12 protein-coding genes are annotated in these 21,647 nt (G+C 38.5%); 2 read left to right on the forward strand and 10 right to left on the reverse strand.

The window, feature by feature from the left end; genetic code table 11:
- Nucleotides 1-96: 96 nt before the first annotated feature.
- Entirely contained in the window at nt 97-2,055 is a 1,959-nt protein-coding gene (locus tag G7Y57_RS14290) for a TlpA family protein disulfide reductase (protein WP_165025530.1), read from the forward strand.
- A gap of 18 nt (nt 2,056-2,073) precedes the next feature.
- Here G7Y57_RS14290 and mutL read toward each other — a convergent pair whose 3' ends face one another.
- From mutL to guaB, 6 genes are all read right to left on the reverse strand, one after another.
- The gene (mutL, locus tag G7Y57_RS14295) at nt 2,074-3,912 is read right to left on the reverse strand and encodes a DNA mismatch repair endonuclease MutL (RefSeq protein ID WP_165025533.1); all 1,839 of its coding nucleotides are present in this window, start codon (nt 3,910-3,912) and stop codon (nt 2,074-2,076) included.
- A 39-nt stretch (nt 3,913-3,951) separates the two neighbouring features.
- Complete coding sequence (locus G7Y57_RS14300; RefSeq protein WP_255491471.1) at nt 3,952-5,733, reverse strand: OstA-like protein; 1,782 nt, start codon at nt 5,731-5,733, stop codon at nt 3,952-3,954.
- A gap of 149 nt (nt 5,734-5,882) precedes the next feature.
- Nucleotides 5,883-7,253 (reverse strand): peptidylprolyl isomerase, encoded by a 1,371-nt coding sequence (locus tag G7Y57_RS14305; protein WP_165025535.1) that lies wholly within the window; start codon nt 7,251-7,253, stop codon nt 5,883-5,885.
- Nucleotides 7,254-7,331: 78 nt separating this feature from the next.
- Nucleotides 7,332-8,198: a peptidyl-prolyl cis-trans isomerase gene (locus tag G7Y57_RS14310; RefSeq protein ID WP_165025538.1), complete on the reverse strand. Its 867-nt coding sequence runs from the start codon at nt 8,196-8,198 to the stop codon at nt 7,332-7,334.
- On the reverse strand, nt 8,195-10,204 hold the full coding sequence (locus tag G7Y57_RS14315; protein ID WP_165025541.1) for a peptidylprolyl isomerase: 2,010 nt from the start codon (nt 10,202-10,204) through the stop codon (nt 8,195-8,197). The genes G7Y57_RS14310 and G7Y57_RS14315 overlap by 4 nt, the downstream gene beginning before the upstream one ends.
- A 186-nt stretch (nt 10,205-10,390) precedes the next feature.
- Nucleotides 10,391-11,866, reverse strand: a complete 1,476-nt coding sequence (gene guaB / locus G7Y57_RS14320; protein WP_165025562.1) for an IMP dehydrogenase — start codon at nt 11,864-11,866, stop codon at nt 10,391-10,393.
- 321 nt (nt 11,867-12,187) lie between these two features.
- Between guaB and G7Y57_RS14325 the strand changes: the two genes are divergently transcribed.
- Nucleotides 12,188-13,969: a DUF4091 domain-containing protein gene (locus G7Y57_RS14325; RefSeq protein ID WP_255491468.1), complete on the forward strand. Its 1,782-nt coding sequence runs from the start codon at nt 12,188-12,190 to the stop codon at nt 13,967-13,969.
- A gap of 54 nt (nt 13,970-14,023) precedes the next feature.
- Here the strand turns inward: G7Y57_RS14325 and G7Y57_RS14330 are convergent, their stop codons facing one another.
- From G7Y57_RS14330 to G7Y57_RS14345, 4 genes are all read right to left on the reverse strand, one after another.
- Nucleotides 14,024-16,942 carry a cation-translocating P-type ATPase gene (locus G7Y57_RS14330; protein ID WP_165025564.1) on the reverse strand — a complete coding sequence of 973 codons (2,919 nt, stop codon included), beginning with the start codon at nt 16,940-16,942 and terminating at the stop codon, nt 14,024-14,026.
- Nucleotides 16,943-17,158: 216 nt separating this feature from the next.
- Nucleotides 17,159-17,884: a GntR family transcriptional regulator gene (locus tag G7Y57_RS14335; protein WP_370457668.1), complete on the reverse strand. Its 726-nt coding sequence runs from the start codon at nt 17,882-17,884 to the stop codon at nt 17,159-17,161.
- Between the two features lie 103 nt (nt 17,885-17,987).
- The gene (locus tag G7Y57_RS14340) at nt 17,988-20,342 is read right to left on the reverse strand and encodes a GH92 family glycosyl hydrolase (RefSeq protein WP_165025570.1); all 2,355 of its coding nucleotides are present in this window, start codon (nt 20,340-20,342) and stop codon (nt 17,988-17,990) included.
- Between the two features lie 124 nt (nt 20,343-20,466).
- Nucleotides 20,467-21,639 carry an MFS transporter gene (locus G7Y57_RS14345; RefSeq protein WP_165025573.1) on the reverse strand — a complete coding sequence of 391 codons (1,173 nt, stop codon included), beginning with the start codon at nt 21,637-21,639 and terminating at the stop codon, nt 20,467-20,469.
- Nucleotides 21,640-21,647 lie beyond the last annotated feature (8 nt).

Consider the following 21,647-nt stretch of genomic DNA (forward strand, 5'->3'; position numbering starts at 1 on the left):
CAGGGATAGAGATCTCTACCTTTTCTATATTTTACAAACATCTGTAGGTTAAGTTGTTAAAATTGTTACATTTGTGTAAACCTAATAACTACAAGTATGAAAAATATCCAATTGCTACTTTCTACGATGATAGCCATGTTGGTTAGCCTCGCTTTGCAGGCTCAAACCAAAGTTATAGAACGCCCTGCCTTCGATATCTGGAATTCGACGGCACTCGAAATTGACAAAATAGAAGTTAGTGACACTGCTACGGTTTTTTATATAGATGCATTTTATCCACCGAATAGTTGGATTAGGATTGATTCGGAAACATATATAAGGGAAGATGGAAAAAATGAGAAACTGAAAATTGTAAAATCAGAAGGTATAGATTTAAATACTGAATTTACCATGCCCGAGTCGGGAGAAACTTCTTTCAAACTCACATTCCCACCAATAGACAAAAATACAACTAAGATCGACTTCATCGAAAGCGACTGTGATGTTTGTTTCAAAATATGGGGGATTTATTTGAATGGAGACAAACCTACTCCGATCCAACTTCCTGATTCAGAAGCAAAAACTACTCAAACAGAAGCTAATTTACCTACTCCTATAATAAAGAAAGGTATTGCAAGATTATCAGGCAAGATATTCGGAAATATACCTGCTGAACTGCTTGCTACTCCACTAAAACTTTATTCTACGAATATAATTACCGGAGAACACCCTGAATACGAAATACCTATTGATAAAAATGGAGAATTTAAACTGGAAATCCCTGTTGCCGGATTCACGATTGCCCGCCTCTATTCGCCGCTGTATTCAGGAAACATTTATCTTCTTCCTGACGAAGAGTTTAAACTATACATCAATCCACAAGCTAAAAGCAGACAAGAGTCACGCTACCAAAAGAAATCAGAAGGGTCAGCATCATCGAGCCTCACAATCAACAAATTCAGTCTATCAACAACAGATCTGGACGGTTTGGATAGAAAATACAGTATGATTGACCATACAAAGTTATTAGATGATATTTATAACCTAAGCCCCGATGCATATAAAGAATATCTACTGAAAAAGACGAATGAGAATGTTGCAGCGTTGGAAGAAGACCCAACTCTTTCTGATAACATGCGACAAATAATTATTTACGACACCAAATTATTTATGCTTCAAGAGTTGCTATCATATACGCGGAGACTAAAACTAGCATATCTAGTCAAAAATAAAATGGATTATAGCGAATATGACAAAATGGACTATAAACCGCAAGAATTGGATAAATCATATTATACATTCCTGAATGATTTCAACCTGAACGATGCTTATTATTTATATTCCGGAGCATATCCGTATACAATTTCCGAAATATATACGCTTGATATCTTCAATATTCCAAAAGAAAAAACATCAATGATCACATGGCTGAAAGAAGTCGGAAATGAGTTAAAAGATTATATAGGAAGCGCCAACGGCCTTTTTTATGAAATGGTAGCTCTAAATGAATATAAAAAGCAAATAAGTGAACTAAAGCCGTTAATTGCTGATCAGAAAGCAGAGATCAGAAAAATATTCTCAAATCAAACAATTATAGACGAACTAATTGCTGAGAACGACAAAAGTGTAGAACTTATAGCCCAAAATAGTAAAATGGTAGGTGTCAATGTATATGATACCCCCGATGTTGCAGACGATAAAGTATTCGATACGATCTTAGAAAAATATAAAGGTAAGGTAGTTTTTGTCGATTTTTGGGCTACATGGTGCGGACCTTGCCGATCGGCTATGAAAACCGCGAAACCGGTAAAGAGCGAGTTTGAAGGAAAGGATGTAGTATTTTTATATTTAACGAACTACTCATCACCGATGAAAACATGGCAACAAATGATTCCTGATATACATGGAGACCATTATCGCGTAAATGATAAAATATGGGATTCGTGGAGCAAGCAATATGGAATTCAGGGAATACCCGCCTATTTCATATATGACAGAGAAGGAAAACAGACACAAAAAAGCGTCGGGTTCATGGGTATTGAGAATATGAGGAAATGGATATTGGAAAGTTTATAAAATAATATCAGGATGCTACTATCGAAACATTTTATCGATAGTAGCATCTTCTAACATAGAAATTATTGTTCGCCCATCAGGCGTATGCTTATGCGCAGGAGAGGCAAATAAATGGTCTACTATTTTACCCATTTCTTCACCCTCCATTCTATGACCATATGGAATAGCCGCGGCATTTGCCATCGAAAGAGCTAGTGTTTCGCGTATTTCGTCTTTCACATCACTGCCGCTATCCACACTCTTGGATATCATGCCATGAACAAGCTGCACAGCGTCCACATTCGTAATTTCAGATGGAACACCGTTAATTGCATAGGCGTTATTCCCTAAATGGCTTAAATCGAATCCTACAGCTTCAAGATCATCCATCAGATAAGGAATCATTGCTGCTTCGGATGGTGACAGCTCTATTATCTCAGGAAACAGTGTCCGCTGTGATATACCTTTTTTCTGTTGAATCTGATTCAGAAATTGATCGAACAATATGCGAATATGTGCCCTATGCTGATCGATAAGCATTAATCCCGATTTGACAGATGTAAGAATATATCTGTTCTTGTATTGATAATGCACTACCATTTCTTGCAGAATCTCGTTTCCGGTTATCTCCTTAGACTCTGGTTGAAATAAATCGCTTGTAGTACCAGGCAGTACAGAATCAACTTCTGATTCTTTCTCAAAACCTTCATAAAACTTCTCCCAATCCAGATTCGGACGCTTGTATCCACTACCCCCACCCGACGATGGCGATTTAAATGGATTATAAGATGGATTTACATTTACACGTGGTTGCTCCACAAACTTAGACGGGTCATGGATCGGAATATCGATAGCCCCATCCGTATCGAAATCGATAGTAGGAACTTCATTGAACTTACCCAATGCTTCTTTTACAGCTGCAGATAGTATTTGCCAGATAGGCTGTTCATTTTCGAATTTAATTTCGGTCTTGGTAGGATGTATATTTACATCGATAGTACTTGGATCTACTTCAAGATATATGAAATAATTGGGATTCTCTCCCGATGGAATTAACGGATCGAAGGCATTAGTCACAGCCTTATTAAAATATGGATGACGCATATATCGCCCATTAACAAAGAAATATTGTAAAGCACGGGTTTTTCGAGCCGATTCGGGTTTACCGATAAATCCATATATTTTAGCTAATGTGGTATCAACATCAATTGAGATCAGCTGCTGATTAAAATTCTTTCCTATTACATTAACAATCCGCTGACGTAGACCACAAGCAGGATAGCGAAGCATTTCCACATCGTTATCTACAAAAGAGAATTCTATATCGGGATGAACAAGGACAATACGCTCCAATTCCGTGAGGATATTCCTTCGTTCCGTATCGTTCGACTTTAAAAACTTACGACGGGCAGGAACATTAAAAAAAATATTCTTTACAGATAAATTACTACCCGAAGAGCAAGCTACAGTCTCCTGCAATTCTACTTTCGATCCCGATATTTGCAGTAAAGTACCAACCTCATCGTCCTTTTGCTTAGTTCTTAGTTCAACTTGAGCAATTGCGGCAATAGAAGGAAGTGCTTCTCCACGAAAACCCATGGTACGAAGAGCAAACAAATCATCTGCCACTCTAATTTTAGAAGTAGCATGGCGCTCGAAAGCCATACGGGCATCAGTTCCCGACATTCCCTTTCCATTATCTATTACCTGAATGAGAGTACGCCCTGCATCTTTAATAATAAGTTGTATACTATCAGCTCCTGCATCAATAGAATTCTCGACCAACTCTTTCACAACGGAAGCCGGTCGCTGAATAACCTCTCCTGCAGCAATCTGATTGGCTATAGAATCGGGTAAAAGATGTATTATATCGCTCATGTGGGTATTTTAATTTGAATGAGAAGAGATACTTCTCAATTATTCTTCCCTATCGAAAACAGCCGACCGCTTCGGTCGCACATCAGTTGCTTTCTTAGATACTTTTCTGAATATATCGTCTTTATCTAAAGGCCGCAGATAGTCGTACCAGTAGAAATCTTTGAGTCGCCGCTGATCTGACGCAACCATCTCTAATGGAGTCATTTTCCCGACCGGCGTAGGCCAGACTTTCAATTTCTCCATCTTTCCATCATTCATGAAAATTTCAAGATAACTACCCTCGAGCCAGTTGAGCCCAATCATAGCACCATCTTTTTCCTGTGGATAAAATATGGACTCTGCATTTCCCTCTACAAATATACGCCTAAGCTTTTTCCCTTCGAAAAATGCTTTGAGAGAACGTCCTTTCAATTGATTATAATTTAGAGAATCTTTCTTTTCGATCGAAAAACTATATCTTTTCACATGAATATAGTCTATCGTACTATCATTCATATACACAACAATCGTATCGCCCGACAGTTGATTTTGCTCATTCCATAATACAGGATCCCGATAGAGGTATAATACCGAGTCTTTCGAATTGAATTGCATAGAATCACAAACACCCTGCATATCAGACCGATAGAAACGAACTCCATGATATGCCTTTATCTCCCTATAATCTACTTTTATAGAATCAGATTTGTCTGGCACGCGAGGAGGAAGAGAAGGCAAACGACGAGCTAAAGCTGTCGAATCGGGAGATATGCTATCGAAAGCCGGTTGCATATCTGTATGGATAGAATCCATTTTTATGAGATCGGTATTAACAGAATCTGTTTGTATTGAATCTGCTTTTACAGAAGGAGCAAGGGTCGAATCAATAGGTGTCTCCCTTAGCTTCATCTCGCTCACAGTGATAAGCTTCAATGTATCGGCATGTATATACAGACTATCTCCTTGAGAATAGTCGATGGCAAAGGCCGAGTCGGTAGCCATTGCATAATTGGTACGTTCGTTATAGAACCCATAATGTCCCCTAAGGATAAAATGTTTCGTAGTGTCTTGCAGAAACATATTACCAAACACTTCACCATAACCTTCGGCTTTATTGTAGAAAATAGAGTCGCCTCGTAGATACTGATTACCCTCTTTATTCACGACCGTAGACTGGTTAAGCAACATAGATTTATCAGTCACTGTGTTATACCAGCCTCTGCTTGTATATATGGTTCCACTATCGGATAAGATAGTAGATGGACTCAATATAGTTGCAATCTTAGTTCCTGTATTATATTTCAATGTATCCGAATAGAGCTTGAAATTAGGATTTAGCAATATTACACTATCGATAAAAGTAGCCATTTTCAAATCGGGTTCGTATTGCCCCCAATAAGAAGTCAATTCGTTAAGCGAATCCACAAGCATTCCACCATCAAAGTAATAACCTAAATTCTGTAAACGATCATAGTTCAGACTATCTGTAAAGAGAGTTACATTTTGAGGCACATTTTCGAGACGAACATTCTCGCGTACCATAACCAACTTTGTATTTCCGTCATAATACATATAATTACCATACAGAAATATTGTATCCCCTTGTTCCATTCGAACATTACTGAATGCTTCGAAAGAATTTAATTTCTCATCATAATGAGCACTATCGCAATACAGATATGCACCGTCATGATAGAAAACAACACTATCGATCAGCACCTGATAATCGAAACCTTGTGCTTTAGTCACAGACTCGGCAGACTCTAACTTGATAAGTTTAGGTGCTGCTTTTGCCGGCTCTTTCTTCTGAGGGCTTTGTGGCTTCTGAGGTACTTGCGTCACAGAATAATCTACCCCCGAATAAAACAGCGTTTGAGCAGAGGCATAAATAGCAAGCAGGCATAGTATACTGACCAGCGGTATTCTATGCCTTTGCTTTATGTATTGTATAAATTGATTAAACACCTAATCGTTTATAATTTAATCTCTTATTATTTAATCCACCCTTCATATTGAAAATCACAGTTCACCCAATCCTTATCAATAGATACATACGTTCCTTTGATTTTAGCCTGCATCCATTTCTTCAATATTTCTTGCTGTTTCTTATCTTCTACTATTCCTTTTAAAGATTGGTAATCGTCCGAGACATTCGCAATATGACCCTCTACTTTTTCTTTCAATTTAACAATTGCAACAACATCTTTACCATTATCCTGTGTCATTTTAAAAGGTGCCGAAATTTCACCGACTTTCATTGTATTAACTACTTTACCTACTTCGGCAGGAAGTTCTTCCATCGTAAAACGAGGTGTTCCATAGTTTGAACTTTCCTGTTTACGGTTTACCATCAGACCATTATTCTTACGAGTTTCCTTATCGGAAGAAAGTGAAGCCGCTTCGTCAAAAGAATACTTATTACTTCTGATTTCTGTAGCCAGCGTGTCCATTACAGCCATTGTTTTTTCCATATCTGCAGCCGGAACTTGAGGGCGAAGCAAAATATGACGGAAGTTAGCTCTGTCTCCTCTACGTTCTATTAGCTGAATAATGTGAAATCCATATTCAGTTTCAACAATATTTGATATTTTCTTAGGGTCATTAAGTGAGAATGCAACATTAGAAAACTCGGTCAATAACTGTGCACGTCCCATAAAACCTAGTTCACCACCTGCCGGTGCGGAACCTTTATCATCGGAGTACATAATCGCCATAGTGGCAAAACTTGTTTCACCTGAGTTGATACGATTTGTGAATTCTCTTAACCGTTCTTTTATCTTATCCGTTTCGGTCAAAGGAATCTTCGGTTCAAATGTAATAATCTGTGCCTCCACAGTTGTTGGCACATAGGGCAGACTATCTTGCGAGAGTTGGCTATAATACCTACGAACCTCCGATGGAGTCAGTGTATTCTTTTTACCTATTATATTTTTCTGTGCTTCCTGCACCAAATAGTTATTTCTAATCTGCTCGCGCCACTCTTCCCGTAATTCGGTCATAGGTGATCCCAAATATTCTTCGGCTTTTTCTTTTGAACCTAAGTTTGCAATTACATTATTTTCATAACGTGTTACACTTCTTGCTATTTCAGATGGAGGTGCCTCTATACTATCGGCTTTCGCCTGATCTAAAAACAATTTTTGAACAGCTAACTGTTCTGGTATCAAGCAGTAAGGATCTCCTTCGATACGCTCCCCACGGGCTTGCATTTCCATACGGGCTTTCTCTACATCCGATTTCAGGATGGCTTCATCTCCTACTACCCAAATTATTTGATCGATAACATTATCCTGAGCCTTAGCTACAAAGCTCACACTCAACAATATAGTTAGAATAATTAGTTTTCCGGCACTTTTTATCATTTCATCTGTTTATTAAAATCGCGTAAATATAGTGATAATGTATTACTTTTCTCTTAACGATAAAAAAGAAGTTATAGTCTATTTGTCATAAAACTTTATTTCATTATTCGATATCGCTTTATCATACAAATCTTTTTGTATTTCTTCCAAATAGCTGGCACGCCTTTTTTCTTTGAATATATCCGACAATTGTCCCTTTATATATTCGTAAGGAGCTTCACTTCCTGTTAACTTATATTCTTTGATATTGAGCAAGTATACAAAAGAAGAATCACTGACCTCAATACTTTTATTTGTTTTAAGAAATTGGTCCCTATCAGTAACAAGAAGAGGTATATTATCCATAACATCGTCGAAACTAACCCATCTATCGTAAAAATACTCATAATTCACAGCATTTTGCAATGTATTTTTTTCGATATTTTCGATAGCTGCATCTGTTGTTTGTTTATACCATTTCTTAAAATTATTCAACTGAGGCGACCCCGCAGGTATCTTAAGATAGAGGCCTTTTATTATACTACCTTCAAGTTTGAACATTTCTTTATTTTCCTCATAGTAAGCTTTCAGCTCGCTATCGGAACTTATTCTGGAAAAGCGCTCCTTGAACAATTGTTCCTGATAAGAATTTGTTATCAGTGATTTGCGATAATCTTCTACCAGCTCATCTATTGTTGCTTTATTCAGAATATTTTGCTTAGCCTTATCATACATCAACTGATCATTAACCCATGTCTTGATATACGCCTGTGCTGTAGCTGCACTATCCTCTGCCGATAGTTTTTTAGGTAAGGCATCGTCGAGATCGGCCTTATACAATGTATTGTTTTGAACAGTCACAATAGGTTGCTTACTGGCATCGACATCTCCTATACCCGACTGCTTACAAGAGTAGGCAATAAAGAAAATGAATATTATTGTTATATAAATTCTGTTTTTAGTCATCTTATTGTTTTTAAAACAGATTGATCGATATCTACCTTATATTTTCCACGAAGATACGTATTCCACTTCGATTCCAATAGAACTTGATAATCTGATTCGACCAGATTCCTAACATCTTCGAATGTTTCGGGCGAATTAATTTTCTTTCCCACCACAATAAAGAATGGATAACCTTTACGCAAGGTAGGTTCTACATCCCCGAACGCTTTATTATCGACAAATGGATTGTCTCCCTTAGCCCACAAACCGGGTTCTAGCAGAGCAACTACCGAATCGGTATTTAATGTAGCGCTAATTTTCTGTGCCAGTTCACCTGTATTTTTATATTTGCCAGCTAAAATTTTCACTTGATTCAAGACTGATTCGTCTTTACAGTAAACGACTAAACCCTTATACTTAGCGGCATCCCATTTATATTTTGCTTTATGTTCATTGAAATACTTAGCCAAGCCGATTTCGTCTGTTTCCGACTTTTCCCAAATATTGCGATTTTTCACTCCAAATAATAAAAGTCCATCTGAATAATCAGTCATTAAATTAGCAAATTCAGGAGATCGTTCGTCCAATATAGAATCAGCATACGCAGAAACAGCCAAAGATGAATACACACCGAATAAGTCTTTTAACTTATCGGTAGAGAGATTAAAGTTTACGAACTGCATTGTTTGGATCATATCCAATTCCAAATCCTTCTTAGCCTCCTCTACGCCAATTTTAGATGCGAGATATTCCGCAAAATCGGCAACCGTATATTTTCTATCTCCTTCTATTGTAAAAAGAAGTTCATCCTGATTTGTTATTTCACGAATGAATAATGGGTCAAGGGGTTCAAATCTATTTGCAATAGCATCCAACTTATTATATGCAGATGTGTTAACTACTAAGTTATATTTTTCTGCCTGTCGTTTTTGCCACATCTGTGTATAATATTCAGATCTTTCTCCATACATTATTTTATGCCGAAGTCCTTTTTCAACCACAGACAATGGGGGTATCGATATTTTATCTTTCAACCGTATTATATGATAACCATAATCTGTCATTACCGGTTTGCTCATATCACCGACATTCTCCACAGCGAATGCTGCAGTAATAAAACTGGATGGTAGTTGTGCATTTAAATCGTAGGCTCCAAAATCACAATCAGATATTCCTGTTTGATTTACATCATTGTATGCCTGACATAATTTATCAAAATCTGATGATGTTTTTAATGTTTTATATACTTTATCTACAACCTTACCCACACTATCTATCTGCTGTTTTGTGGGAGGTATATGAGAGAAATTGAACGCCACCTGCTCAAGAGAAACCTTTCCTCGTGCAGGTCGCTTACCCAAAACCTGTATTATATGATATCCCCTGTTCGAACGGATAGGCATACTTATTTCGCCAACAGGTAGCGAATAGATTGCATCCTCAACAGGCATGGGCATTGTAAAGGGTGTAACCCAACCCAAGTAACCGTTTTGCGCTACTCTATCCATTACAATACTTGTCGTCTTTGTATTATCTATGAGACCATCACCCGAAAATCCGTTCTTGAGCAATTTATTTCTAAGGTTTACAGCTTCATTATATAGAGCAAGTGTATCAGCAGGAAATATATTTTGTTTATCAAATGGCAACAGCACATGATTTATTTCAACATCTTCAAGCAGCCGATCATAAATCATCCTCACAACTCTACCTTCTGTCACAGTATCTCTTAAATAAGAGCCCGACAATTGTATTCTGTAAGAAGAATAATCGCGTTTATAACTCGCAGTTGTATCTAATTTTTGAGCCTTAGCCTCCTCAACATTAAGTCTAAAATCAATAAAGGAATCAAGATACGACTCCAAACTCTCTTGTTCTCTTTGAAGGCTGTTATAATACGATCGCTCGACTTCGGATTTATAAATAGGTTTACCATTTATAGTAATAGCAACCGGATCATTCTGTTGCGCAGAACTATTCAAGCTAATAAATACTAGAATGAGTGATAAAAACAACTTTTGTTTCATTTTATTCAAAGCCTTATACCTGTTTAGTTTGTTCGATGAGTAGCACTATTATTAATGACTGGTACCCAATGGGCAAAGATACAAGAAATATAGGTTGGTAAAGTTTTAAAATATTGTAAAATAAAAAACTCTGCACACATTTTATCCATGTATGCAGAGTTTTAAGATATATTTTATCCGAAAAGCTTACTCTCCCCTACTGTAGTTAGGAGCCTCGCTTGTTATAGATACATCATGAGGATGACTTTCAGCCACTCCGGCATTAGTTATACGTGTAAATTTGGCACTGTGCAATGCTTCTATATCTTTAGCACCACAATACCCCATACCGGCACGTAATCCACCGACCATTTGATAAACAACTTCGAACAATGTTCCTTTAAATGGAACACGAGCTGCAATACCTTCGGGAACGAGCTTTTTAATATCGGCTTCCATATCTTGGAAATAACGGTCTTTGGATCCTTTTTCCATAGCTTCTAAGGAACCCATACCACGATATGATTTAAACTTACGTCCATTGAAAATGATAGTTTCGCCCGGAGACTCTTCTACTCCTGCCAACAATGAACCCATCATCACCGATGATCCTCCTGCTGCCAATGCTTTTACAATATCCCCCGAATAACGCAATCCACCATCGGCTATCAAAGGAACTCCTGTACCTTTCAATGCTTTTGCCACATCGTAAATAGCAGTCAACTGAGGAACACCAACGCCTGCGACAACGCGTGTAGTACAAATAGAACCGGGCCCGATACCCACTTTCACACCGTCTGCACCTGCATCTGCAAGATATTTAGCCGCTTCGCCGGTAGCAACATTACCCACCACTACATCGATATCCGAATATTGTTGCTTTACTTTTTTCAGCATTTCGACTACACCATGCGAATGCCCGTGAGCCGTATCTATCACAATTGCATCAACTCCCGCTTCTACCAAAGCAGCAACTCTGATCATTGTATCGTGAGTTACACCAACACCTGCAGCCACACGTAGGCGACCTTGTGCATCTTTGCATGCAAATGGTTTATCTTTAGCTTTTGTAATATCTTTATAGGTAACTAACCCTACAAGCTTATAGTCTCCATCTACAACAGGAAGCTTTTCAATCTTGTAGTGCTGAAGTGTGTCTGCCGCCGATTCGAGATCTGTAGATTGACGGGTAGTAATAAGATTTTCCTTCGTCATCACATCATCGATCAACTCATTCATATTACGACGGAAACGCAGGTCGCGGTTCGTCACAATACCAACCAGAACATTATCTTTGTCGACAACAGGTATACCTCCGATTTTATATTCGGCCATCAAGGCTAAAGCCTCACCGACTGTTTTATCACGAAGGATACTTACAGGATTTGAAATCATACCATTTTCGGCACGTTTCACAAATCGAACCTGTCTGGCCTGTTCTTCTATCGGCATATTTTTGTGGATAACACCAATACCTCCTTCACGCGCAATAGCAATAGCCAACTTAGCCTCGGTAACAGTGTCCATAGCTGCCGAAACGATTGGAATATTTAATTTGATATTGCGTGAGAAATTTGTGGATAAATCCACTTCGCGGGGAAGAACTTCTGAATAAGCGGGGATTAACAATACATCATCGAATGTCAATCCGTCCATAACGACTTTATCTGCAATAAAAGACATAAAAAGAGCTTTTAAATTTTATTGCATGCAAAAATACATATTTTTAGCGAATCCAAGCACATGAATAGGTGAAAAAATAATTAAAAGTAAGAGAAATAACAATAATAATTTGAAACGAATTAATATGGCGGTGTAATACTTTTTTAAACAACGACTATTCACTACATTTATAACCTTTTAAGGCCACAGACTTATTTATTTGTCCATCCGGATATAACAATGAGTGGTAGTTATAATGTCAAGATGTGACATTAAATATATTCTTTTATTTATTGAGATATAGCATACAAAGACACACTATAAAACCAATATTTTATAACTATGAAAAATTACCTGACTTTGGTAAGGAGCCTTATCGCCCTGACCATCTTTTGTGGAGTACTGACAAGCTGTGAACAGAAAAGACCATTAAAGACTTGCGAGACATTCGCCGAAATGGCAGATCCGACATCCGACACACTATCAGACTGGAGTCAATCACTCCCCGGACTGAATGCTTCTTTTGTTAGCATAGACACAAAATATCCTAAATCGGTGATGCCGCAACCCGAAAAAAATCAATCGTGCAAACTGACAGGATGGAAAGGCGAAAAGCTCTCCGGCCAACTGTTGCTATGGAGTGCCGAAAATATACAACAGGTAGAATGCGAGTTCGGCGACTTTAAATCATCAGACGGAACAGTTCTTTCCAATATAGCACAAGCCCGGTTTGTACGTTATGTAATGACAGATATATTTGAGCCCGGCTGTGGTTATCGTAAACCTGAAGATTTTCCGGCATCACTGACTGCTGACATGCTCGATAATCTTGAATGCTTCAACATAGATGCGAAGACTGCACGCCCTGTATGGCTCACTGTAAGTATTCCTCAGTCCGCTAAAGCAGGAATATACACAGGTAAACTGAAGGTCTATGCCAGAGATCAGAAAACACAAGAATTTGAAATCAGCCTTGAAGTACAAGACCGCACGCTGCCTACACCATCCGAATGGGCTTATCATTTGGATTTGTGGCAACATCCGTCAGCGGTAGCACGTGTTCAGAATCTGAAAGTGTGGAGTGACGAACATTTCGAAGCGTTAAAACCTCTGATGAAAATGCTCGCTGATGCAGGTCAAAAAGTGATTACTGCAAATATAAATAAAGAACCTTGGAATAATCAATGTTTCGACCCTTATGCAGATATGATTACATGGACTAAAAATGCAGATGGAACATGGTCTTACGACTATACTATATTTGATAGGTGGGTACAAATGATGATGGATATAGGAATTAATAAGATGATAAACTGTTATTCGATGATTCCTTGGAATAACGAGATTCACTATACTGATGCTGCCTCTGGAAAGGTAATAGATGTAAAAGCTGATCCCGGCACAAAAATATTTGTCGACATGTGGACTCCATTCTTAACCGATTTCACAAAACACCTGAAAGATAAGAATTGGTTAGAAATAACAAATATAGCTATGGACGAGCGCTCTCCCGAATCGATGAAGGCTACAGTAGAACTTCTACAAAAAGTATCTCCCGAATTGGGCATATCATTAGCTGATAACCATCAGAGTTATAAAAAATATCCGTTCATCAAAGATATGTGTGTAGCCGCAGGAGCAAAAGTCGATTCTGCCGATATAACTATGCGCAGAGAAAAAGGGCTTATAACTACTTACTATGTATGCTGCTCTGACAAATTCCCGAATGTATTTACATGTTCCGACCCTGCGGAGGCTGTCTACATTAGCTGGTACGCTATTGCAGCCGACTACGACGGCTTTCTGCGCTGGGCATATAATTCGTGGGTGGAAAATCCATTAACAGATTCACGCTTCAGAACATGGCCCGGAGGTGATACATATATAGTATATCCTGATGCCCGTAGTTCTATTCGTTTCGAACGTCTGATAGAAGGCATACAGGATTTTGAAAAGATTCGTATGTTACGACAAGACCTTGAGAAAGCTAATACGGCAGAATCATTAAGTAAATTGGATAAACTCAACACCGAGGTTGCAAAATTCAATACAATAGAACCTAAAGAACCCTATGTTGATATGCTCAACAAAGCGAAGACAATGATCAATGAATTATCGCGATAAATAAGAAAGAGCCGCTGGAATTCCAGCGGCTCTTTCTTATTATATTCGTAGCAATCATTTCTTTTGGATCAATCTTACGATTTCGCCTATCCATAAAACAAAAGACGTTCCTCCTATTATTATCAGCCAATCCTGTATTGTTAGTGGCATTGTACGGAACACATCGCCACCGAATGTCACAATAAGAATTTGCCCTATAAGTATGATTAATGCAACCAATTCAAAGCCCAAGCTTTTATTCATTCCGGCTAAAGCCGATTTGCCTGTAGCATACGCCTTGGCATTAAACATATTCCAGAATTGAAGCAACACGAATACGGTAAAGAAATACGATAAGAAATAACGCTCTCTATCCTCCGGAGCTATATAATGAAATACTGTATTCAAATGCTCGGGTGTTGCAAAATAATACATCATACTCAATAGTAAAACGACAAACAATATACCTACTATAAATATGCGTTTTGCAATTGGCGGTGTAACAATAAAATCGCTATTCTTACGCGGCTTCACATTCATTACATTAGGATCAGGAGGTAATGAAGCTAATGCTCCTGCGGCAAAAGTATCCATTATCAAATTTACCCAAAGCATCTGTGTAACGGTTAATGGCAGATCATGACCGAATATAGAGCCAAGAAAAACAATCAACAGAGCAGCTACATTTATTGTCAACTGGAACAAGATGAAACGCTGAATATTCTGATAAAGCGAACGCCCCCACATCACAGCAGTAGCAATACTACTAAACGAGTCGTCCAACAACGTAATATCACTCGCTTCTTTTGCTACCGATGTACCCGAACCCATAGATAGCCCGACATCGGCATAATTAAGGGCTGGCGCATCATTTGTTCCATCACCGGTAACAGCTACAACTTCTCCCCTTTTTTTCAAGAGATTCACCAATCGTTGCTTATCTGTAGGACGAGCACGACACATTATCTTTAAATCTTTTACCCGATCATAAGCCTCTTCGTCTGATAAAGCTTCAAAATCAATACCGGCTATTATATTCAGGTCAGTATCCGATTCGTCTTGCCATATACCGATCTGACGACCTATCTCTTTGGCTGTACCATATGTATCGCCTGTTACGATCTTCACTGCAATACCTGCATTCAAGCAACGATCTACAGCCTCAGGCACATCCGAACGAACTGGGTCTGAGATAGCTGCAATACCTAAGAAGACAAGATCGTCTCCGATAAGCTCATCAACGGTGCTATTTCCATTATCCTCCACTACCTTATAAGCAAAGCCCAAAGTACGCATTGCCTGATTCTGATATTGAAGCAACTGCTCATTTACCGCATCAACGTAGCCATCCATAGAAACTTGCCCTTCTTCCGTTAATACAGTTTCACTCTTAGCTAAAATAACTTCGGGTGCACCTTTCACATAAAGTATTTTTTTCTTTAGAAACGGAGAATTAGCATAAGTTGCCATATACTTACGTTCGGTAGAAAACGGCAATTGATCTATTACATCTACTTTATCACGTATATTCGTATACTTAATCTTATTGCTGTTCAGCCATAGCAATAAAGCACCTTCGGTAGGATTACCCAGAGCGGTTACTTTATGAGCAACAGAATAATCGAGATACGCAGTAGAATTGGCAGACATATTTTCGACAACTAATTTACTGGCAACATCATCTGTCAATATTTGATCTTTTAATCCATAAAAGTTCGTATTATAAACCTGCATCTGATTCTGTGTAAGAGTTCCCGTTTTATCGGTACAGATAACCGTTGCTGCTCCCATTGTTTCGCACGCATGCATTTTACGCACCAGATTATTCATCTTCAGCATTCTGCGCATACTAAGCGCCAGACTCAGTGTAACACTCATCGGCAGACCTTCGGGTACAGCTACTACGACCAGAGTAACGGCAATCATAAAGTATTGAAGGATTTCACCTGCGACGTCAGTATCAACCCAAGAAGTAGAGTCAAGAGGGTTCACTCCAAAAAGATAACTAATAGCAGCAACTATACCGAAAGACAGAAAGCCTAAAGCTATCCATCTCAACCAGCCTCCTTTTTCTATACTTTTAGGTAATGCTTTCTTTTTACCTGCTAATTCGAATGCATCGTATACAATAGGTACCCATACTTTAGACAGTGCTATAACAGCACCCATAATAGCAGCACCCAACAGTGACAACTGGGTAAATGTCAGAACTTTCTCAGTGTCTAAGATTATATTTTTTATAAAAAGAACAGAAAAAGTTAGCATCGCTAATGACAAACCTATTACTCCGATAAATTGAGCCAGTTTTTCCAATTGCTTATTCAATGGTGTCTGACCTTCGACCTTCTCCGTAGATTTCTCTGCTACTTTTCCAAACTCGGTTGCATCACCTACTTTTGTTACTCGAAAGATTCCATGCCCATTAATGGCTTTAGTGCCTCTCAGCACCCAATTAGAAGGATAGGTAACACCTTCTTCGAAATGATCGGGATTTGTTGTTTTATCAATGCTCAACTCTCCGGTCAGGCAAGACTCGTCTATCTGAAGTGAAACAGCCTCAAGCAGTTCACCATCGGCAGCGACTTCATTCCCTATTTCGAGCAATACAATATCGCCTACTACAACATCTTTCTTCGGAACCTGACATACATTGCCGTTACGCATCAGCATCACGAGTTCTTCGTCATTCACTTGGTTGAGAACATCGAATTTTTTGCTTGCATCGCGTTCGAACCAAAAGGCAACACCTGTAGCCAAAAGGATAGCACAGAATATCCCTACTGTTTCGGCATATTCATTATGAATAAAAGATATACCCAAAGAAAGAAATGCGGCTATAAGCAGCACACGTATAATCGGGTCTTTGAATTTTTCCAAGAAAAGCTTCCATAAGGGTTCTTTCTTTGGTGGTGTAAGGAGATTCACTCCATATTTTTCCCTGCTCTCTTTTACCTGAGCATCCGTAAGTCCTGAATAATGTTTTTTCTCTTCCATTTTTGGATTTTGAGGTCACAGACCTAATTATTAATTTAATAAGTAAATACCTACTTTAGTTGTAACAGCTAATTGTAAACACTAAAAGTGCACTTATTGTTGAATATTGCCCACAATAAGAATCGACAAAATTACAATTATTCGGGTAACTCAATAAAATAAAAGAAGAACTTAACCATTTCTTAGCAAGTTCTTCTTTATATTTTTTAGGCCTATTTATTCCTTCCTCTCGGATTCCACTGTATAAACGAAACTGTCGGCACGATAATAACCAACATTCCATTCTACTGCCCGACCTCCCGGATCGTAAACGAAACGTTTCCTTTTCAAGATAGGCTCGCCTTGTTTCAATCCTAATTTATCGGCAAGAAAGCGGTCGGCAAGCATAGCGCTCACCTGTTCTTTCGAGAGCTTGGCTATGACATTGTATTCTTTGAGTATATCATAAAGCATTCTCGAAAAATCCTCAGTTTCTTTTAATCCGATGCGAGGATTGAAATAAGAAACAAAGTAAACAAATGGATTATCCAGGCTACCTCTCAAACGTTCAAGCTTCATAACCTTAGTTTCACCAGTAATATGAAAAAAATTGCATAGATCTTCATCAGGATGAATCCAGCTGACATGCAGATCGTAATTTTTCACCTCAAGACCCATCATCTTCATCTCCTGCGAAAAACTAAGCCAATTATTAGCATTAGAAGTAATAGCCGTATTGGCAACTACTGTTCCAACCCCCTTCTTTCTAATCAACAAACCATCATAGACCAATTTATTGATAGCCTGACGCAATGTACTTCGCGAAATGCCAAGCTGTTGAGACAGATCGACTTCGTTAGGAAGCATTTTTCCACTCTTATACTCGGGTTTCAAAATTTCCTTTCTTATCTGATTCTCAATCTGAATATATAAAGGAACAGGGCTGTTGTAATCTAATACTATTTTCATTCTTTCTCCTCCTATTTTTCTAAATCACTAAAAAGAGATTCAGAGACCATAACCTTCAATAAATAAAGGCTCCGGATTAATGGTGACACTATGTCTGTTATTTGTTTTTCACATACAACTTAGTCTTACCGGGTTCGGAGATAGAAGGAGCCACAGAATCATCCGCAGTACCCCATGATTCGTTTGGCTTATTGCCCAACACGAATTTAATCTCTGCTCCGTTTCTTATATCGTTATATGTGATATATGTTTTATTATATTCTTTTCCATTAAGATACATCGCTTGGATATACACGTTTTCTTTACTGTAATTCTCAGTTGTCATTAGTACTTTATTACCGTTTTCCAACGTCATTTCTACTGATTCCAAGCCCGGCGATCCGATAGCATATATATTGCTTGACGGACATGTAGGATAGAAGCCCATCGAGTTGAAAATATACCAAGCCGACATTTGTCCGCAATCGTCATTACCACTCAACGATTCGGGAGTATTTCCGTATAAGTTATCTAATACATAACGAATCTTCTCCTGACCTTTCCACGGTTGTTTCACGTAATTGTACAAATAAAGAATCTGATGACAAGGCTCATTACCATGCCAGTAAGCACCTATGCGCCCTTGAATATCGTGAGCACCCGGAATATCTTCGGGAAGCACCATCGTAAACATCGAATCTAAACGCTGTGTAAAAATCTGATTGCCACCCATTTCGTTGATGTATCCCTGAACATCTTGCGGCACATACCATGTATATTGATATGTAAATCCTTCGGTAATATCTCCCCAGCCATGTATCGATCCCGGTCCTGTGTAAGCAATCGGGTCGAATGGTGTACGCCAGTTGCCTTCAGAATCGCGACCGCGCATAAATTTAGATTCGGGATCTATAATATTCTGATATGATAACGCACGATTCAGGAAATAATTATAATCATCTTCTTTTCCCAGTTTTTTAGCTGCCATGGCGATACAATAATCGTCGTAAGCATATTCCAAGGTTTTCGATACGGATTCAGGCTCTTTATCGAAAGGTACCCATCCTATTGTTCTATATTCGGGTAAACGGTCATAATTAGGATTCATGGCTGTCGTTTTCATTGCTTCGTAAGCACGCTCGTAGTTAAAGCCTTGTATATCTTTAACAATAGCATCAGCAATAACAGATACGGCATGGTAGCCAATCATGCACCATGTCTCATTTCCATAGAACGACCAGATAGGCAACATACTTTCCACACTTTGATCGTAATGTGCCAGCATCGAATTAATCATATCGGCATTACGAGACGGATTAATCAGATTAAGTAAAGGGTGATGAGCTCTATATGTATCCCAAAGAGAAAACACAGTATAATTTGTAAAATTTTCAGAAGTATGAATATTTGAATCGTGACCTCTGTATTTTTTATCTAAATCTTCGTAAATAAACGGATGAAGCGAAGCATGGTAAACAGATGTATAGAAAGTTTCCATTTGCTCTTTAGTGCCCTTCACCTTGAACTTACTCAGCTCTTTAGCCCATGCCAGTTCTCCTTTTTCTTTTAGTGTACCGAAGTTTTCATTTTTCAGTTCTTTCATATTCCCGAAAGCCCCCGCTGTTCCAGTAGACGAAATAGCGACTTTAACTTCTATTTCTGCACCATCTTTAGCATCGAAATCCATCCATGCCATCAGTTTAGTGCCATAAGCTACACGGTCGCTACGGAAACGTTTTGTATTATAAATTACAGGTTTGCCATCTTGCATAATACCTGAATTGAGGAACGGTTTAGAGAAAGTCGCTGCAAAATAGACATAGCGCTCCGGACCCCAACCATTCACCAGTTTGAAACCGCAAATAGTCGAATCATTTTCTATTCTCACTTGAGACCATGTTGTTTTAAACATCAACACATGCTCAAGATCAATCATCACAAAAGCACTGTCTGTCTTAGGGAATGTAAATTTAAAGATACCGGAGTGTTCACCTGATGTCATTTCGGCTTTTACGCCATAGTCCAATAAGTCTACACCATAGTAGTTAGGTGATGCCCATTCTTGATCGTGGCTATAACGCGAACGATAGCCATCGTCGGGTTTATCATGAGTTCCCGGCTCAAATTTCTTAGTACCTGTTCCCGGTATGAATAAGAAGTCACCAAGATCGGGAATACCTGTTCCACTCAAATGAGTAAGACTGAATCCCAATATTGTCATGTGATTATATTTATAACCCGATGCTGCATCGTAGTAATCTCTATCTGTATCGGGACTGATCTGTATGCCGCCAAAAGGTAATTGAGTACCCGGATATACGTTACCAAAGCCCGATGTCCCTACAAAGGGATTAACATAGGCATTGAGTGACAAGTCAGCCGACTTTTCCTCAAAAACTTCCTTGTTTTTACAAGAAAAAAAGAGTAGTGTAGTTAAAACTAAAAATGCAATTTGGAGTAACCTGTTGTTCATAGTTGTTTTTAAATTTGAAATAAAGACAATTATATCTTTTACAAAAAGCGGGAAGAAAATAAACTATCTTTTGTCCCGCTTATATAGTGTAAAAATAAACAATAAAATCTAACAATCGCAAATTTTACCCTTTAACCTTAATCTTTATTCCATATGCACAATAAAGCAAGTAGATCATACATATTGTGATAATTAGCAACGAACCTCTCTGGCTACCGAATGCATCTGCACAAATACCCATAATAGGTGGGATAATTGCGCCACCGGCCACACCGGTAATCATCAATCCCGATACCTCATTCGCTTTCTTTGGATAATGCTGCATAGCCATCGAATATATAACAGCAAATATACTGGAAGATGCAAATGCGATGAGACAGACCATAGCCAGTATGAATGGTTGTGAATCGGCGACAAACAATCCGCACATTGCAAACAAAGCAATTATCATATTTATACGAAAGTATGCTTTCTCAGGTACTTTACTTAATAAGAATGCGCCAATAAGTGTACCTATGGTACGTGCTGCAAAATACCAACTTGTGCCATAACCCGCTGCTTCTTTTTCCATACCTAAACGTTCGATCAAAAGTTTGGGTGTTGCAATATTCATTCCTACATCGAGACCAACGATCGCAAGTATTCCAAAAAACAGAAGTAAAATCTTTTTATCGCCAAGCAATGCCAACGTCTGACCAAGTGTAGATGGTTTCTCCTCCGATTTTTCTTCATCTATCTTTATAAAGAATAACCATACAGTCGAAACCAAGGTTACCCCGGCAAAGATAGGGAACATCATCTCCCAACTACCCAAATGTAAAGAGCACGCTCCCGCAATAATAGGCCCGAGAAAAGAAGAAATTGCTTTGATAAACTGTCCGGCAGTGAGGCTGCTCGTCAATTTATCTCCTTTTACCACATTCGTCAATAACGGATTCAGCGATACCTGAAGTATTGTATTACCTATCCCCAACAGAGCAAATGCGAGATAGCAAGTCACTTCACTAAAATCTATTACAGGAAGAATCATTCCCATAAAAGTAAACAGCATACTGATCAGCACCGTATTCTTACGCCCTATCTTATTCGTTAACAATGCCGTAGGAACTGACAATATAAAGAACCAGATAAATACCATCGAAGGTAAAAAGCCTGCTTGCGTTTCCGTCCATCCGAAGTGTTCCTTCGCGTAAGTTACCGAGACACCGACCAAGTCGCAGAACCCCATGATGAAGAATCCGAAAAGAACAGGTAGTACTTTAGCGTACGATATTTTCTGTGTTTGTTGTATTTCCATAGTATTAG

The sequence above is a fragment of the Dysgonomonas sp. ZJ279 genome (genome assembly GCF_011039205.1).
In the GTDB taxonomy this organism is placed as follows: Bacteria; Bacteroidota; Bacteroidia; order Bacteroidales; family Dysgonomonadaceae; genus Dysgonomonas.

Bases quoted from the DNA above. Each gene is read 5' to 3' on its own strand.
- G7Y57_RS14290 (WP_165025530.1), top strand. From the start codon at position 97: ATGAAAAATATCCAATTGCTACTTTCTACGATGATAGCCATGTTGGTT.
- mutL (WP_165025533.1), bottom strand. From the start codon at position 3,912: ATGAGCGATATAATACATCTTTTACCCGATTCTATAGCCAATCAGATT.
- G7Y57_RS14305 (WP_165025535.1), bottom strand. From the start codon at position 7,253: ATGATAAAAAGTGCCGGAAAACTAATTATTCTAACTATATTGTTGAGT.
- G7Y57_RS14310 (WP_165025538.1), bottom strand. From the start codon at position 8,198: ATGACTAAAAACAGAATTTATATAACAATAATATTCATTTTCTTTATT.
- G7Y57_RS14315 (WP_165025541.1), bottom strand. From the start codon at position 10,204: ATGAAACAAAAGTTGTTTTTATCACTCATTCTAGTATTTATTAGCTTG.
- guaB (WP_165025562.1), bottom strand. From the start codon at position 11,866: ATGTCTTTTATTGCAGATAAAGTCGTTATGGACGGATTGACATTCGAT.
- G7Y57_RS14325 (WP_255491468.1), top strand. From the start codon at position 12,188: ATGAAAAATTACCTGACTTTGGTAAGGAGCCTTATCGCCCTGACCATC.
- G7Y57_RS14330 (WP_165025564.1), bottom strand. From the start codon at position 16,942: ATGGAAGAGAAAAAACATTATTCAGGACTTACGGATGCTCAGGTAAAA.
- G7Y57_RS14340 (WP_165025570.1), bottom strand. From the start codon at position 20,342: ATGAACAACAGGTTACTCCAAATTGCATTTTTAGTTTTAACTACACTA.
- G7Y57_RS14345 (WP_165025573.1), bottom strand. From the start codon at position 21,639: ATGGAAATACAACAAACACAGAAAATATCGTACGCTAAAGTACTACCT.